The sequence below is a fragment of the Streptomyces sp. NPDC003393 genome (assembly GCF_053589015.1).
This window is the reverse complement of sequence record NZ_JBSFRB010000035.1, coordinates 41,373-57,324: the sequence shown is the minus strand read 5'-3', so window position 1 is coordinate 57,324 and position 15,952 is coordinate 41,373. Positions and strand designations below refer to the sequence as shown.

General features: G+C 68.9%; 13 protein-coding genes and 3 pseudogenes. 10 read left to right on the top strand and 6 right to left on the bottom strand.

Features of this window, described 5'->3' with window-relative positions:
• Positions 1-263: 263 nt before the first annotated feature.
• Positions 264-575, bottom strand: a complete 312-nt coding sequence (locus ACWDUZ_RS28090) for a hypothetical protein (RefSeq protein WP_451634583.1) — start codon at positions 573-575, stop codon at positions 264-266.
• A gap of 428 nt (positions 576-1,003) precedes the next feature.
• Here ACWDUZ_RS28090 and ACWDUZ_RS28085 point away from each other — a divergent pair, with 428 nt between their 5' ends.
• The 3 genes and pseudogenes from ACWDUZ_RS28085 to ACWDUZ_RS28075 all read left to right on the top strand — a co-directional run.
• Positions 1,004-1,492: a MarR family winged helix-turn-helix transcriptional regulator gene (locus ACWDUZ_RS28085; RefSeq protein WP_451634582.1), complete on the top strand. Its 489-nt coding sequence runs from the start codon at positions 1,004-1,006 to the stop codon at positions 1,490-1,492.
• A 72-nt stretch (positions 1,493-1,564) separates the two neighbouring features.
• Positions 1,565-2,488, top strand: coding sequence for an alpha/beta fold hydrolase (locus tag ACWDUZ_RS28080; protein WP_451634581.1), 924 nt, complete (start codon positions 1,565-1,567; stop codon positions 2,486-2,488).
• 460 nt (positions 2,489-2,948) lie between these two features.
• Positions 2,949-3,246, top strand: a pseudogene (locus ACWDUZ_RS28075) (IS110 family transposase); the annotation flags it as partial.
• 357 nt (positions 3,247-3,603) lie between these two features.
• Here ACWDUZ_RS28075 and ACWDUZ_RS28070 read toward each other — a convergent pair.
• Positions 3,604-4,236, bottom strand: coding sequence for an MmyB family transcriptional regulator (locus tag ACWDUZ_RS28070; protein ID WP_451634580.1), 633 nt, complete (start codon positions 4,234-4,236; stop codon positions 3,604-3,606).
• A gap of 226 nt (positions 4,237-4,462) precedes the next feature.
• Entirely contained in the window at positions 4,463-6,010 is a 1,548-nt protein-coding gene (locus tag ACWDUZ_RS28065) for an aldehyde dehydrogenase family protein (protein ID WP_451634579.1), read from the bottom strand.
• Positions 6,011-6,317: 307 nt separating this feature from the next.
• Between ACWDUZ_RS28065 and ACWDUZ_RS28060 the strand changes: the two genes are divergently transcribed.
• From ACWDUZ_RS28060 to ACWDUZ_RS28050, 3 genes and pseudogenes are all read left to right on the top strand, one after another.
• Positions 6,318-6,926, top strand: a complete 609-nt coding sequence (locus tag ACWDUZ_RS28060) for a TetR family transcriptional regulator (protein WP_451634578.1) — start codon at positions 6,318-6,320, stop codon at positions 6,924-6,926.
• Between the two features lie 371 nt (positions 6,927-7,297).
• The gene (locus ACWDUZ_RS28055; protein ID WP_451634577.1) at positions 7,298-7,753 is read left to right on the top strand and encodes a hypothetical protein; all 456 of its coding nucleotides are present in this window, start codon (positions 7,298-7,300) and stop codon (positions 7,751-7,753) included.
• Positions 7,750-7,965: pseudogene (locus ACWDUZ_RS28050) on the top strand (SDR family NAD(P)-dependent oxidoreductase); the annotation flags it as partial. The gene ACWDUZ_RS28055 and the pseudogene ACWDUZ_RS28050, both read left to right, overlap by 4 nt.
• A gap of 30 nt (positions 7,966-7,995) precedes the next feature.
• Here the strand turns inward: ACWDUZ_RS28050 and ACWDUZ_RS28045 are convergent.
• Positions 7,996-8,922: an endonuclease/exonuclease/phosphatase family protein gene (locus ACWDUZ_RS28045; RefSeq protein WP_451634576.1), complete on the bottom strand. Its 927-nt coding sequence runs from the start codon at positions 8,920-8,922 to the stop codon at positions 7,996-7,998.
• 405 nt (positions 8,923-9,327) lie between these two features.
• Between ACWDUZ_RS28045 and ACWDUZ_RS28040 the strand changes: the two are divergent.
• The 3 genes and pseudogenes from ACWDUZ_RS28040 to ACWDUZ_RS28030 form a co-directional block, all read left to right on the top strand.
• Positions 9,328-9,498, top strand: a pseudogene (locus ACWDUZ_RS28040) (IS701 family transposase); the annotation flags it as partial.
• A gap of 158 nt (positions 9,499-9,656) precedes the next feature.
• Positions 9,657-10,073 (top strand): hypothetical protein, encoded by a 417-nt coding sequence (locus tag ACWDUZ_RS28035; protein WP_451634575.1) that lies wholly within the window; start codon positions 9,657-9,659, stop codon positions 10,071-10,073.
• Positions 10,074-10,097: 24 nt separating this feature from the next.
• Entirely contained in the window at positions 10,098-10,298 is a 201-nt protein-coding gene (locus ACWDUZ_RS28030; RefSeq protein WP_451634574.1) for a hypothetical protein, read from the top strand.
• A 183-nt stretch (positions 10,299-10,481) separates the two neighbouring features.
• Here the strand turns inward: ACWDUZ_RS28030 and ACWDUZ_RS28025 are convergent, their stop codons facing one another.
• Positions 10,482-11,426 carry an NAD-dependent epimerase/dehydratase family protein gene (locus ACWDUZ_RS28025; RefSeq protein ID WP_451634573.1) on the bottom strand — a complete coding sequence of 315 codons (945 nt, stop codon included), beginning with the start codon at positions 11,424-11,426 and terminating at the stop codon, positions 10,482-10,484.
• Positions 11,427-13,005: 1,579 nt separating this feature from the next.
• Here ACWDUZ_RS28025 and ACWDUZ_RS28020 point away from each other — a divergent pair.
• A complete protein-coding gene (locus ACWDUZ_RS28020; RefSeq protein WP_451634572.1) occupies positions 13,006-13,962 on the top strand; it encodes an ABC transporter permease in 957 nt (318 codons plus the stop codon).
• An 892-nt stretch (positions 13,963-14,854) separates the two neighbouring features.
• Here the strand turns inward: ACWDUZ_RS28020 and ACWDUZ_RS28015 are convergent.
• Positions 14,855-15,772, bottom strand: a complete 918-nt coding sequence (locus ACWDUZ_RS28015) for a helix-turn-helix transcriptional regulator (RefSeq protein WP_451634571.1) — start codon at positions 15,770-15,772, stop codon at positions 14,855-14,857.
• Between the last annotated feature and the right edge of the window lie 180 nt (positions 15,773-15,952).

Sequence of the window (15,952 nt, the reverse complement as noted above, 5' to 3'; positions counted from 1 at the left end):
CGACGGTCCCGGCTCGGCGACATCATGGTGGGGAAGACGGCCACGAACAGAGCGCCGATCACCAGCCCTACCATCGCCGGGACGAGGACCATCCGTCGGATTCCTGGGCCGCTTCCCGGCGAGGCGCCGTCCCCCATCGACTGCTGCACACCTGCGGCAGCCTTGGCCTGGCAGCCATCACAGTGGATCAGGCGGTCGACCGGGTGATCCCGGCCCCGGTCCGGCCGGCGAAGCAGGCCTGCCGGGGGGCGTCGTCTGTCCTCTCAGCGGGAACGGACCGAGGACGACTTGGCCGTAGAGGCCGGCAGCCTCGGCCATCTTGACGGGATCCGGTTTGAAGTCTTCGGGCCGGGGCGTCCGATGTCACGTCCGGCGTGGCGGAACATGCCCTCGATGCCCCCGGGCGTGGCGATCATGAGCAGATCGGCGGTGCCGAACGTGATGCGACAGCTGTGCGGGATGTTGCGTGGGAGGTAGACGATGCCGCGCTCGGTCATCTCCATCTGCTCCTCCCTGCCCACAGCAGGGCACGTGCCGCTGATGAGCATGAAGACCTCGTCCTCACACGTGTGCATGTGGAAGGGCGGAGCCTCCCCCTTACCCACCCGGAAGCGGCCGACGGTCAGATTCCCCTGGTTCGCCCGGCTGTCGAGCAGAACGGAAAAGTGCCTTCGTCGAGCCGTTCGAGCGTCCGCCGCTCGTCCGCCGGCACCAGGAACGGCATGCTCACGCGAAGCAAACGTACATTATATGTTCAAGCAAGTAAATGAGGTGGGGGTGAGCTGCCTGTACGCAAAGGCACGGAGACGCAGATACCACAGGCCACAGAGCTGCACGTGCGCGACGTCGGGACGCTGGGCTCCTTGACGGCAGGGCGTGCCTCCCGTGGCGGCGGTGACAGGGGGTGGCGCATCCATGAGAGACTGAGGTAAATTACCTGTCCGGACATTTTTATCCGGTAGCGCGGAACGGTGGACGTCATCGTCCTGAGGGAGATGTGGTCATGGCCGATGCACCTGATCAGGAAATTGATCAGCCAAGCAGTGCAGTGAGTGGCCCAATCAGTCATGCGATCTTTCGTGTCGCGCGCCTTCACCGCATGCTCGCCGGCGCCCTGCTGCGGAATGTGGGCCTGTATCCCGGCCAAGAGCTGGTCATGATGCATCTGTGGGAGACAGGGCCGCAGCGCCAGACGGCTCTTGCCAAGGTGCTCGACTCCGACGCCGCCACGATGACGCGAACGATCCAGCGCCTTGAGAAGTCCGGGTTCGTGCGACGCAGCCCGGATCCCACCGACAAGCGCGCTTCCCTCATCGAACCCACAGCGGCCAGCCAGGTGCTCCGCAGGCAGGTGGAGGAGGTGTGGGGTCGTCTGGAGCAGTTGACGGTCGGCGATGCCGCCCCCGATCAGCAGGCCCAGATCCTGGACCACTTGCTCGTTGTGGAGCGCAACCTCCTGATCGCCGCGGACGGCCTGCGCTCACACGAGTGATACGCGCCGAAGGGAACGACACCTCATCACAGGCCGCGGCCGAGAAGTCGTCGTGCGGCGAAAGGAACCACAATGGCACACGTAGCAACCGGCGCTGTACACGGCGATCTCACCGGCTTCTCACACCAACAGGTCGAGGTCAATGGAACGCGTTTGCATGTCGTCGTGGGCGGAGAGGGCGAGCCCCTGCTCCTGCTGCACGGCTGGCCGCAGACTTGGCGGGCCTGGAGGGAGGTGATGGCCCCGTTCGCCGAGCGGGGGTACCGGGTGATCGTTCCCGATCTGCGCGGACTGGGCCGGTCGGGGCCTGCCGCGGACGGTTACGACAAGGACAATCAGGCGCAGGACATGCGCGAATTGGTCCACCAGGTCAGCGATGGCGCGGGCAAGCTCCGCCTGGTGGGTCACGACATAGGGGGCATGATCGCCTTCGCCTACGCCCGCCGCCATCCGGACGAAGTGGAGCGCCTGGCGCTGGTCGAACTGGCCCTGCCGGGACTGGGACTGGAGCGCGCGATGGACCCGGCCAGGGGTGGCTCCTTCCACTTCGGGCTTTTCATGACCCCTGAGGTGCCGGAATTGCTGCTCGCCGGGCGTGAACGCGCCTTCTTCCAGTGGTGGTTCGCGCGGCTGTCCGCCCAGCCGCACGCCTTCCCGCCGGCCGAGCTCGATGCCATCACCGCCGCCTACAGCGGGACGGAGGCCCTACGCCGGGGTTTCGAGCACTACCGGACGCTGATCGAAGACGGCAGGACCAATCAAGCCTGGATTCAGGCCGGCGGCTCCCTGAACATGCCGGTCCTGGCCATCGGCGGCGAGCACAACGCGGGTGACCGGCTGGCACGAGCCCTGCAGCCCGTTGCCACCGATCTCCGGTCAGCTGTGATCACAGCCAGCGGCCACTTCGTACCGGAAGAACAACCGCAGGCCCTGCTGGCCGAACTGCTGCCATTCCTCGCCGCCAGTACGACAGCCGCGGATAGACCGGCTGGATGATCTGAACCGACCCGCCCTGCTGCCTCGTCGCGGTGGGGCTCGGCGTCTTCCTCTCGCGCCTTCCTGGACGACACGCCCGCGCCACGACCCGGAGCCGGGCCCGTATCGCGCCCCCGGCGTCGCAGTGCCATGCGGCCGGGCCGAAGACACGGTCGGTCCGGGTCATCCCCAGGTTGTTGTCCGTGTCGTCCGGATGTTGTCCGGCGCCCGTCGCCACGACGTGCCGAGGCACCATCCTGACCGAACTCGCCGCAACTGGACCGCCCCCACCGGCCAGGTGCTACTGCCCATCATCGTCGAACTCATCCCCCAGTAAAATGTCGTCGATCGACTGACTCGCCATCAGGCAGATCATCGCTGAGGAGTCACAAGCACATCCAAGACGCCCGCCCGGCTCGACCAGCCAGGAGCGACGCCACCGAAGTGCGTCCGCGGTAGACCTCTCAGTCGAAGCGAGACGGCCCGCCGCCACCGCGGCCGAGCGCGGCTGACGACCGGCCGGCCAACCACAGCGTGCGCGGATGCGACGCAATGGCCGCGACCGCACTGGATACGGCCTGGGTCCGGCACAGCGCGCTGCCTGGTGAGGACGTCGTGGCGGAGACGCCGAACTCGCCGCCCGGGTCCTCGTTGTGGATGGCCGGCTCAAGCGGGTCGACAACCAGATCCGCGGCACGTTCCGGCCCCATCCGCAGGCCGAGATCATCGAGTCCCTGCCCGGCATGGACCCGATACTCGGCGCCCAGTGCGTCGTCGCGCGCCCACGCGGGCGGCGTAGGAGTGTGGCTCGCACGTGCCGACCCGCCCCGGCCGGTGGCCCCAGCACCTCGACGGTGCCGCTGGTGGGGTGTGCGAGCGCTTCGAGCAGACTGAGCACGATGCTCTTGCCTGCCCCGGTGTGCACCGAGCAGCGCCCAGTGCACAGCGAGCGCCCTCACCGCGCACAGCACTTCTACCAGCTCGCAAACGAGCAGGACGTTGACGTGTCCCGGCCGCCGACGTACGCACTGGCCTCAGCACTCGCACTCGCATGCCCAGACCGACAACGCAGGTCGCGGCCGCGTCCCGCGGTCGCGGACGAACGGGGAGGTCTCCGCGACCGACAGCCTCGGAGGTCAGACCCGTGGCGGCGGGGTCATGTTCTCGGTGCCGAGGACGGTCAGCAGGCGCAGCTTGTCGGCCGCTTCGCTGTCCGGTGCCGCTGTGTAGACGACAACACGCAGGTCGGCGCCGTGCACCGACAGCACATCGCAGTCCAGTTCGACGTCGCCGACGTGCGGATGGTCGACGATCTTCCTTTCGCTCCTGTGGTGCGCGACGGTGGAGCCTTCCCACAGGTACGCGAATTCGGGGCTCGATCTCCGTAGCGCGCCGATCATGTCCACCAGCTCGCGGTCGGCCGGGTAGCGCGCTATCACGTCGTGCAGGTCGGCAACGAGCGATGCCTTGTGCCCCTCCGGGTCCGGGTGCCGCACGCGTCCCATGTCGTCGTGAAAGGTTCGCCACACGATGTTCGCCGACCGGCCGCCGCAGCTGCGCCAGTCGTATCCGGTCAGGGCAGCCCACGGATCATTGTGCTGGACAAGGGTCCAGGCTGCGTCGAACACGGCGATCGGGGTGTCGGTGAAACGGTCGAGCAGGCGCTGCACGCTCGGGCCGACGTGCTGAGGCACCAGCCCGCTGCCGTCGGTGGCGTGTCCTGCCAGGCGGCACGCCAGTCCGTACTCGGTCTGCGACAGGCGCAGCACTCGGGCGAGCGCGCGCAGGATGGCGACGCTGGGGTGCGCGCGGCCCTGCTCGAGGCGCCGAACGCGGTCCGGCCTTCGTACCGATGATCTTGGGAGTCGCGGACGGTGCGTCGGGCGAGCGGTGACGCGGGCGCAGACAGGGGCGGAGAATCCGGATCCTTGGACTTGACGGGTGCGTGGTGACGGCCCGGGGTCAGTCGCGGTGTGCGACCGACCCCGGCGGCGGTCAGACGGCCGTGGTGTCGTCTTCGGCGAGAATCCGGTCGCGGACGGCGGCGAGTGCTGTCGCCAGGGTGCCGTGCGGTCGGTCGAAGCTGGTGCTCGGCACCGGAGCGGGACCGGTTTTGTCGGTGAAGGCGTGCGGGTGGGCGAATTCACGCAGTCCGTCGTCGCCGTGTTTGCGTCCATGTCCGCTGTGGCCTCGGCCCCCGAAGGGGAGCCCGGGATTCTGGGAGAACATCAGGGCGTCGTTGATGCTCGTCATTCCGACGTGGAGGCGGCGGGCGATGGTCTGGCCGTGGTGGCGGCTGAAGACGGCGCTGCCCAGTCCGTACTGGCTGTTGTTGATGTGGGTGATGGCTTCTTCGGTGTCGGCGACCTTGACGATGGCGAGGGTGGGCCCGAAGGTCTCCTCGGTGGCCGCGAGTGCGTCGGGAGCCACGTCGAGGAGGATGGTGGGCTGGACGTAGCGGCCCGCGTGAGTGGTGTGAGGCCCGCCCACACAGGCTGTGGCGCCGCGGGCGAGGGCGTCTTCGATGTGGTGCCGGATGACGGGGATCTGACTGGCCAGCGGAACGGGGCCTATCTGGGCGCCGTCATGGCTCCCGGCCCTTACCTGCCCGGCGAGTTCGCTGATCTTCCTGACGAAGGCGTCGTGGACGGATTCGACGACGTAGGCCACTTCGAGGCTGATGCATCCGCATCCGCTGTTCTGCAGAGCACCCCAGGTGATGTGAGCGGCCGCCTCGTCGAGGTCCGCGTCCTCGGCCACGATGGCGCCGTCCTTGCCGCCGAGTTCCAGCAGAGTCGGGGTGAGGGTCTTGGCGCACTGGGCGGCTACCGCCTGGCCTGAACGGACGCTGCCGGTGAACGCCACTTTGTCCACTCCGGCTTCGATGAGGGCCTGGCCGGTGGCCGCGTATCCGATGAGGTGCTGAAGGAGTGCGGGGCAGTCGGGAACCGCGCGTTGCCAGGACTCCGCCAGCCACTGCCCGACGCCTGGGGTGATCTGGCTGGGCTTGAGGATGACGGCGTTGCCTGCGGCAAGGGCGTGGATGACGATGGCTCCGGGAGTGGCCAGCGGGAAGTTCCACGGAGCGATGACCGCGACGACGCCGTAGGGCTGGTATTCGACCCACGACCGCTGGTGGGGCGCGGCAGCCGTGGCCGCCACTTCCTGGGGCCCGAGGACCCGTTCGGCATTATCGATCACGAACTGCAGGTGCTGCAGGACGGCGAGGACCTCGGCACGGGCGTCCTCGATCGGTTTGCCGTTCTCGGCGCGGATGAGCGCGGCCGCCTCCTCCCCGCGACGGGCGATCTCTCTCCGCCACGCCCGCAGGCGCCGTGCGCGGCCGTCGAATCCGAGGTTCCGCCAGGGTTCGTGAGCAGCGCGGGCGGCGGCGACGGCCGCGACTGCCGCCGCTTCTCCTGCTACGGGGTACCGGGCGAGTTCGTTGCCGGTGGTCTGATCAATGGTGATCACGTCGGTGCCGTCGGCTCCGAGGACGCCGTCACGGGTGACGACAGGGGCCGCAGTGGTTTCCTGACTCATGGTCTTCTTTCCTTCGGGGTGGTCCGGGAGCAGAAGTCTCCCGAGGCCGGTTCGTCGCCCGTGGCCTGCTCGTGGGGTGCGGGAAGGCGGCCGGCGTCTTCCGGCCGGTGTCTGCGCCGACCAGCAACAACTGCTGTCGCCGGCGGCCGGTGACGAACGTGTTCGAACAGGCCCTGACTGCGTGCGGCGGCCGTGGCCTGCGCGCGGCCGCCCGGGAAGATTCCAACAAGCGTGTTGCTCTTTCCGCGGCCGACCTTAGCCCGTTCCATCTCCAACGGCAACGTTGCTGTTGGTCTATGCTCGTTGCATGGCTTGGGATGTCGAAGGAACTAAGCGCCGCATCTTCGAGGCGGCGGTGGCCGAGTTCGCCGAGTACGGACCGGACGGGACGACCGTCGACCGGATCGCGAAGCGCGCTCAGGTCAACCGTGAGCGCGTCTACAACTACTTCGGCGACAAGTCGAAGCTGTTCTCGGCGGTGATCCGGAGTGAGCTGGACAAGATCGCCGACGCTGTGCCGTTGGTGATCACCTGCACCGAGGACGTCGGCGAGTTCGCGGGCCGGACGTTCGACTACCAGTGCGCCCATCCCGACCTGGCCCGGTTGGTGCTGTGGGAGGGGCTGTCGGGCGCAGGCAGCGTCTCGGACGAGACCGTGCGCTCCGAGTTGTACGCCGGCAAGACCCGCACGCTGGCAGCAGCACAACAAGCCGGCCTGATCAATGACACCATCGAGCCGTCGCACCTGATGTTCCTGGTGATGGCGCTGTCGAGCTACTGGTCGGCAGCACCCCAGATCGCCCGGCTGCTGTCCGGCCAGGACACGCAGGACGGCGCCGAAGCAGCCCGTCGCCGCGCCGCCGTGGTGCACGCCGCACAGCAGATCGCCGCGCCGAGAACGACACCCGCCACCTGACATGACCGGCACCCGGGTGAACCGCATAGGCGCGGATCCTCGGCGGCCCAGCGCCGGTCGAACTCGACGGTCATCAATCAGTACGTTGGCGAGTTTGGCCTGCGTGTAGGCGCCCCGCGACGAAGTACGGGCCGTCCCAGCGGATCACGCCGAATCGATGCGCTCCGGACGACACGGTCACCACGCGGGCGCCTGCGCTGCGCGCAGGGCGGGCAGCGCAGCGCGCCCGCGTGGTGAGCCGGGAGTGGCCGAGGTGGTCGGTCGCGGACTACACGTCCTGCACGAGCAGCGTGAGACCGGCATCCCCGCACAGTTGATCAGGATGTGGACGCGGACGCCCGGAGCCGACGCACCGGGCGGCGAACCCGTCGATGGATCCCGGGCTTCGGCGCGAGGCACTCGTCGGGGCACTGGAGCATCGGCACGGCCAGGACGGCGGTGACGCGGCCGACGTGAGTGCCGGGCCGCAGTCGCCGGCCGCGGAACTCGCGCCGCTGGGCATCAAGGTGACGATCGCGGAACCCGGTGGGCTGCGCACCCGGTGGGCCGGGACGTCGATGCGGCAGTCCCCCACCCGCCTGGACAACTACGAGCAGACCGCGGGCAAGCACCGCGCGGCCACACGGAGCGTCTCCGGCCGCCGGCCCGGCGACCCGGTACGGGCCGCCGCGGCCATCGCCGCGGCCGTGGACGCCGGCACACCGCCCCTGCGGCTGCTGCTCGGCTTCGACGCGCTCGGCGGAGCACGCGCCCGCCTGGAACGGCTGCGGGACGAGATCGACACCCACGAGGCAGTGACCGAGAGCGTCGACCTGGAACGGGTGTGAGCAGCGTGGACGCATTCGTCGTGATCGGCGCCGGGCCCGGTCTGGGCACCGCGGCCGCCCGCCGGTTCGGCCGCCGGGGACACCCGGTCGGGCTGATCGCCCGCGACGCCGGCCGCCTGGCGACGATGGCCGCCGACCTGACCTCCGAGGGCGTGACGACAGCGGCCGAAACCGCGGACATCACCGACGGGCAGGCCCTCACCGCGGCGCTCGGTCACACCGCGGACGGCCACCGGTGCCGATCAGCTCCGGAGAGGATTGCCACGGTCCAGTGCGATCCGCGCGATGACCGGGAGATGGTCGCTGGCGGTAGGAGGCAGGGTACGAATGTGACCGACGGTCGCCGCGCGGGCCATGATCTGGTCGATCCGGGCCAGCGGGAAGGCCGCGGGGAAGCTGAAGGCGAAGCCCCGCGCGGGGACGTTCAGCTGTGAGGTCAGCGGGGTCAGTGCACGGTCATCTGCTGTGCTGTTGAGGTCGCCGAGGAGTATCACCGTGCGCAATGTGTCGGCGGCGACGGCCTTGCCCAACAGGCCGGCGCTTTCGTCGCGCCAGGACGAGGCGAGGCCGGACACGTGAACTCGGACAGAGGGCAGGTGCGCGACGTACACCGCGATTTCACGGTGTGGCGTGTGGGCCACGGTGCGTAGCCCGCGGCTCCAGGGCTCCGTGACCCCAGATGGCTTGATGTCCAACTCACGGACGTCGGTGAGGGGGTGCTTCGACCAGAGTCCGACGGTGCCCACCACCGCGTGGTACCGGTAACGCGGAGCAAGGGTTCTTTCGTAGACCGGCAGCGTCGTAGGCACCAGTTCCTCCAGGCCGATGATGTCCGGCTCGGCGTCGGCCAGGGCGCGGGCTGTGCCCGCGGGATCGGTGTTCTCGTCGCTGACGTTGTGCTGTACCACGACGAGGTCTTGCGCACCATGCTTCACCCCGGGCATGAGCAGCCCGCCGAAAAGGTACGTCCAGGCCGCCACCGGCAGGAGCAGGGCCACCAGCGCGAGCGCCGAACGGCGCAGCAGCGCCAGGCCGAGCAGCACCACGATCACCAGGCCGCACCAGGGCAGGAACGATTCCAGCAGACTGCCCAGGTGCCCTGGGACATTCGGAACCAGCCGATGGAACGCCAGCAACACTGCTGTCAGCACCGCCGGCACGGCGAGCACCCGCCCCCGCGTCCAGCACGACCAGTCCTTTGCGTTCCCGCCCACGGACCTCCACCTTGTCCTGCGCAATGTTGCCGTCTTCACCGCTGTCGATGCACCGCTGTCCCGCTCACCCACGGCTTCCTGTCCGCATGTTCCTTGCCCACATTCTTGCCCTCCAGGACGAGCCACCTGGTGAATCGGGTTCTACCCCGCACGGTGCGACGGCACCGCTGAGGCCCAGGAGACGCGAACGACGTCACAGTTGATGGAATTGTGGTGCTGATGGAGCCCATGGTGTGAGGAAGACAGGTGCGGCCATCGTTGATCATCAGTTGGTGTGCGGACAAACGAGGATGAGGCGTTGGTCGCGGGCCACAGCGCAGACCGCGCCGGCCGGCTGGAAATGCTTGAGGGTCTGATGAGCTGGACCGCGGGCGACCGGCGCGAGCCGAACCCCGATGCCAGGCACGCTCGCTCGTCCTGGGACTGCTGTCCGGCCTGCCAGGCAAGAACCGCTGGTCCATCGCCGCACCTGCCGGACACGCCACCCCCGACGGCCTGCAGCACCTGCCGGCACGGGCCAACTGGGACGCCGGCTTTGTATCTCCGCCACGATGGGTGATTCAGCGGCCAACCTGACACCACGGGGACTGTCGTGGATGCAACCCCGCATCACCACACCACCCGGAGATCTCGAAATGGGACTACGGAGAACGACGACCCGCTCTCGATATGGAAGGACAGACACTGAAATGGAAAGACAGGCCGCTTCGCCTCTGACGGCCGGCTGCTTGGCGCTGATCGCAGGGGGACTCGCGGGCTACGGCGCCTCCCGGCTGTCCCACGCGGCGCGCCGGACCTGTGCCGTCATCCTGCGGGAACACCCGAGTCTGTTCGATCTCTGGACCTGGGAAGCGCCGCTGACAGTCCTCGCGGCAGGATTCACGGGCTTGGTCGCGTGGGCCCTGCCCGCGGCCATGCTGCGGCAGCAGAAGCGCCGGTACCTGAACTTGCTGATACCGCCTGCGGTCTTCCTGGCCGCACTGATCGCACTGACCTTGGTGCACTTCGCCTGGCTGGGAACCCCCCTCTCGGTAGGGAACGACACAAATGGCAGCTGTCCCCCGGACAATGTCCCACCGTGGTGGCCCGGGTGGCTGCCCTCGTGACGCTGGGAGGGGCCCCACGGGAACATGCTGACCACCAAGGTGACCCTGCCGATGGACGACGGCCCCCACCGGCGGGGCAGTTCTTCACTCAAGCCGACGTGGGCCGCTCCAACGAGGAGGATCTCCCAAGACGCCGTGTTCCTGGGTGTGTGCCTGCTCATCACCGAGACCGGAGCCGAGGGCTTCGGCGCGCTGGCAAGGCAGGCGCACGTCGACGACGTGTGACGCGCCGGACGGTACACCTCGACAGGGAGCCGGCCCGTAGGGCATGGGCGGTACCCCACTCGCCGCACCGGCCGAAAGGCCCTGGTACGCCGCGGTGGGCCACCTGTGTGACGGCCTGCGGACGGAAGGCGCGAATGGAGGAACCTCAGCCCTGCGACCCCTGGGGAGCGTCCGTCGGCCGGCTCAGTTCCTGTGCCCTGCGCGCAGCCACGCGAGGTAGTCGGCGGCGGCCCGCTCGGTGTCGTACTCGGCCTGGTAGCCGGTGTCTTCCTTGAGCCTGCTGATGTCGAGGGCCATGTGCGGTGCCTCGCCTCCGGCGGGGAGGTCGATCTGAGCCTCGGGGATCACCTTCTTGATCGCCTCGGCGATCTGGGCGTTCGTCGTGGCGCGGCCGGAGCCGATGTTGTAGGTGCGGTGGTTCAGCTTGTCCGCGAGCTGAAGAAGGGCGATCGCCCGCCCCGTGTCCTTGACATAGGCGAGGTCGATGCCGTCCCCGGCGAAGGCCGGCACCAGGAGGTGGGAGAAGTCCGGGGTGGTACCGCGTACGGCGGCGTGGAAGAGGGCGGGCAGGGCGAAGAACGGATCGGAGTGGCCGAGCGGTCCCCAGGTACCGGAGATGCGGTAATTGACGATGTCCATGCCCGCGGCCTCGGCGAGGAAACCGCCCAGCAGTTCGCCGACCTTCTTGAAGGTCGGGATCGAGACGGGCGCGCTCATCATCGTCAGCGGAGCATCCTCGTGGAACGGTGCGCCGTTCTGGACACCCCAGTAGACCCCGATGGTGCTGGCGAGGCCCAGGCGCCGCACACCCCATTCCTGCGCCGCCTGCGCGACGTTCAGCAACCCGCCGAGCGCGTTTCGGGTCGCCCCGACCGCGTCATCGATGGGAGGCCAGGGGTAGGACCCCGCCAGGTGCACGATGCCCGTGATGTCGTGGCGGCGGCCGATCGCGAGCAGGGCGTCGCGATCGGCGACGTCCGCCTGCTCCACCACCACCCGCTCTGCGTCGAGGAAGACCGGCAGTTCACGGGCGGAGCGCTGGACCACGACGCAGTCCTCACCCAGGTCGAGCAGTGCTCGAACGGTGTGGGACCCGATGAAGCCGAGACCTCCGGTGACCAGGATCATGGCATGCCCTTCTGAGTTGCGACGCTTGCCGTGCTGACATGGAATGCGGTTCCGTGCTCATGGTCCGGGGCAGGCGGAGCGTGGCGGCGGCAGCGGCCGGGGCATTGGCCCTCCGACCGCCGAGCAAAGCGGAACGCTGCTCCGAACGATACGGAGCTGTGCTCCGCTTTGCAAGCCCGTACACGGCGGCGTCCCCTTCCCCGGCGCCTTCCCTCCCGCCGGATCGCAGCCACCGGGTGCCCGGCTCAAGAGAGCCGAGGATGCAGGGCCTGGGCCGGTCGCGTGGCGAGGCCGGTGTCAGTTCGGTCAACGGGCACGGTGGCGAGGTCGGGAGACGTGGTGGTGGACCATCAGCCACTCACCGTCGACGAGGCGGAAGCTGTTCGTCTGACGGACCCACGTGTCGACGGGGCCGCCATGCATCGTGCCCAAGAGCGGACCAGGGCGCGGACGAAGGAGAGCCTCCCCCCTCACGTGGACTTCGAGGCCGCACATCTTCCAGCCCCGGAACACCCTCGAGCGGTTGGAGGAAGCTGGTCCCGTTCTTGCGCCGCATCTCACCGCGGTGGAACTCGAGCGGCGGCATGAGGTCGAACGCCGTGAATCCCTCCGGCGCGTAGAACGCCATGATCCTCTCGACGCCTTCGACCCGAAGGCCTCCCTCCAGTCGAGCATGCGCCGGCGGACCTGCTCTTCCCGGAGCGTGGAACCGTTCCTGGACGTCAGGGTGTGACCTTCTCACCGGCCGGGTGACGGGACGGCCGGGACCTCAGCGTCATGCCGTGCCGTGACCGGTGACGGCCCAACTCGTACAGGGCATGACCCGTACCCCCTCGCGCCGGCCGTTCCCGGCGGTCGTGACCCGGCACGAAGGGTGGCCGGGAGGGGGTACTGCCGGTCCACCGTTCGATCGTCACTGGTTACGGATCGGCGGAGGACCGATGCTCTTGCACATGAACACAGCTCTCTCACCATGATCGTGTCAGCATCGGCGTGACGCCCGGCTCTCGACGCCACCGTCGAGCAGCGGTTCGAGTCGCATGCCACGACGTTCGTCGTCCTCGTCGAAAGGACCGTGAGGATCGAACCCCTCACGGGTACGTCGAATCACCGGACACTGAGCGACAACATGTTCGCGAGCGTGGACCCGGAACGTCCGCACCATTTCTGCATCACCGTCAGTGATCCCGACGCCTGGTCTCGCAACTGCGCGACCGTGGTCCTCCCTTGATCGGAGAGCCCATGGACGTGCCCCGTGATCGGCCGCCGCCGGATCGCCTTCGTCATCGACAACACCGGAAACGTCACCGAGAGTTCACGCCTCCGGCAACGCCTGCTGAGCGCAGCGGAAGCAGCCGAACTCTCACACCGCGGCGGGACCCCGACCGGAACGGCATCCGGCACCGCGGGACTTCGCCGATTGATCCACCGCTATGTGAAAGGCATGACCCACACCGTGACAGCTCACAGTGGTCCGCGGTCGGCGCCCGCGGCGCCCAGCCGGTCCGGGAACGCTGCCCCCGCCAAGCGCGGGCCAAGTACCCGGAAGGCGATCCTCACCCCCACCATGGTGGGGTTCGTGATCGGCACTCTCTTCGTGGCGGTCTTCCTCGCCGCCTTCCACTCCCCCCAGCCGAAGAACCTGCCGGTGGGAATCGTCGGGCCGGCCGAGCAGACCGAGACAGTCCAGCGGGCGTTCGAGGAGGACATGCCCGGGGCCGTCGCGTTCACCGACTACCCCACCGTCGGAGCCGCCCGCCACGCCGTCGAATCCCGCGACGTCTACGGCGCCTACGTCATCGCCGCGGACGGCACGAGCGCCCGGCTGCTGTACGCCGGGGCGAACGGCCCCGCCGTCACCAGCACCCTCCACGACCTGTTCGCCACCGTCGGGCCATCCGGGCGAACAGTGACGGGCAGTCAGGACATCGCCCCCACCGCCGACGGCGACACCCGCGGGCTGTCCACTTTCTACGCAGCCTTCGGCCTCGTCCTGGCCGGCTACCTCTTCGGCCTGGTCTCCCATCAGATGACTCCCGGCCTGCCCCTGCGCCTGCGCCTGGCCGCCCTGACCGTCTTCTCCTCCATCGGCGGCATCACCGCGGCCGTCATCGCCGGCACCACCGGCTTCAACGCCCTGCCCGTACACCCCGTCGCCCTCGTGCCCGTCACCGTGCTGCTCGCCATGGCCGTCGGATCAGCCACCCTGCTGATCATGCGCACCACCGGCCCTGCCGCACCCCTCCTGGCCCCCAGCCTCCTCCTCATCCTCGGCAACGCCACCAGCGGCGGCACCCTCCCGCCCCCATACCTGCCCGACTGGCTGCGCCCGCTCTCCGACATCCTGCCCGTCGGACTCGGCGTCCGTGCCCTGCAAGGCATCTCCTACTTCCACGGTGACGGCTACCTCCACGGCATCACCCTGCTCGCCGTATGGGCGCTCACCGCCATCAGCATCATCCACCTGCTCGACCGCACCACCCGCCGGCGGCACACCACCCCACCCACCGCAGCAGCACCGGCGACATCGCGCTGACGACGCAGTACGCAGGACAACGGGCCCCATCACGCAGGCTCCCGGCGCCGGGCTCGGCGCGATGATCCGTGTGTGACAGGACCGGCCGCCCACGTCGGCCGCAGGGCCTTCAGCTTCTTCGTGCCGACCGCCGCAGGTGCCCGGCGGGTACGGTTGCCCCCGGGCGGGCGCGCCGCACGGGCAATGAGGCTGACCGTCCTGACAGGGCCCCGGCTCACGGCGGCGTGCAGGTCTCACCGGTCGCGTGAGCGGTAGCAGGAGCCGTTGTGGGTCAGCACCCGCTCGACCGTGATCCCGTACCCGGTGCGGAGGCGTGAGCCCGCTGCCAGAAGCCCGTGGCGTTCCCCTTCTCCTCACCGGCGAGGGTCTCGAGTGCTGCTGGTGGAGGTCTACTACCGCACGAACCTCACGATGCGGCGGGCGACCTTCTGGCACGGTGTGACGTCGGGAGTGTGTGACTCCGGACGAGGTCGCTGCGGTGCGTGGTGAGTGGAAGGCGTTCGCGCGGAGGCGTTCGAGCCGTTCGGGCGTCATGACCAGCCCCGATGGGGCAGGTACCATCGCGGACGCCGGATGCGGCGGCGCTGCGCACGAGTTCGCCGGGCTTGTCACGTCCGTAGCGGCGTAGGACGCGGTCGGTGGCCCGGTCGAGGTGGGCGAGGCGGGCCAGGCCATAGCGGGTGAGCACGCGGTGCACGGTGGAGGGAGCAAGTCGCAGCAAGCCGGGCACAGACGGCCGGTCTCGGTCAGGAGTGCATGACGGTGAGGCGAGAGCCCTTCTGTCGTACGGCGTAGACGTCACGATCCCCACCAGGTCAGAAGGCCCTCACCCATCTCCAGCTCGATCAGCCGTGAGCCCTGTCACCGTCCACAACCTCCCGGGACAGAACGCCTAACGGGACTGCTCGGTGCGCTCCGTGGCGGGAGAGCGGGTTGCCGCCCAACTGGCGAGGAGCCTGAGCCGCTCCTCGGAGGTGGTGCCCGGCTCGGCGGTGTAGACGATCACCTCGTGCACCACCCGGTGGGACACGGGCAGGCTCAGGGAGCGGTAGGTGAACTCCAGGTCACCGACCTCGGGGTGCCTCAGCCGTTTGATGCCTTCGTGGCGGACACGCACGTCGTGCTGGGCCCACAGGGTGCGGAACTGGGGGCTGAGCGTGGACAGTTCACCGACAAGCTCACGCAGGGCCCGGTCGTGAGGTTGCCGTCCGGCTTCGGCACGGAGCATTGCGACCGTGGCCCTCGCACCGTCCTCCCAGTCGACGAAGAAGTGCGGGGCATCGGGGTCGAGGAAGAAGTAGCGGGGGAAACTGGGCCGGCCGCGCTCATGGGTGGTGCGACTGTCGAACATCGGTGCGCACACGACCCGGCACAGTGCGTTGCTCGCGATGATCTCCGATCGGCCGTTGCGCACGAAGGCGACGGACATCGTCATGGAGTCGAGCATCCACTGAACGGAGGCAGGGACCTCGGCGTCCCTGCGCCGGGGCGGGTTGCGGCGGGCGGGACGGGCCGCTCGGGCGAGATCGAACAGGTAGGTGCGTTCGTCCTCGTTCAGGGCCAGTGCCTGGGCGACCGCTTCCAGCACGTCCTCGGAGACCCCGCCGATATGACCCTTCTCCAGCCGCGTGTACCAGTCGGTGCTCACTCCGGCGAGGACGGCGACCTCCTCGCGCCGTAGCCCCGGAACCCGGCGCCGCCCGCCGGCCGGCAGTCCGACCTGCTCCGGCATGAGCTTGGCACGTCGGCTGACCAGGAAGTCCCGGATGTCGGAGCGGTTGTCGGCGCGGTCGCCGGAGCGGGAGGTCATGTCACCCATGCTAGTGAGCGGCCGCCGGGTAGGGAGGTCGAGCTTATGCCCCCCACAAACGCGGCCTTCCCCACCTGCGGCGCCGCCGTGTTTGGTGGAGTCGACCGCCCGGTGCGCGTACTTCCGCGACGTCACCGCGACGTGCGCCGAGCACGATCCGGATTCCGGCTGCTCCGCCCG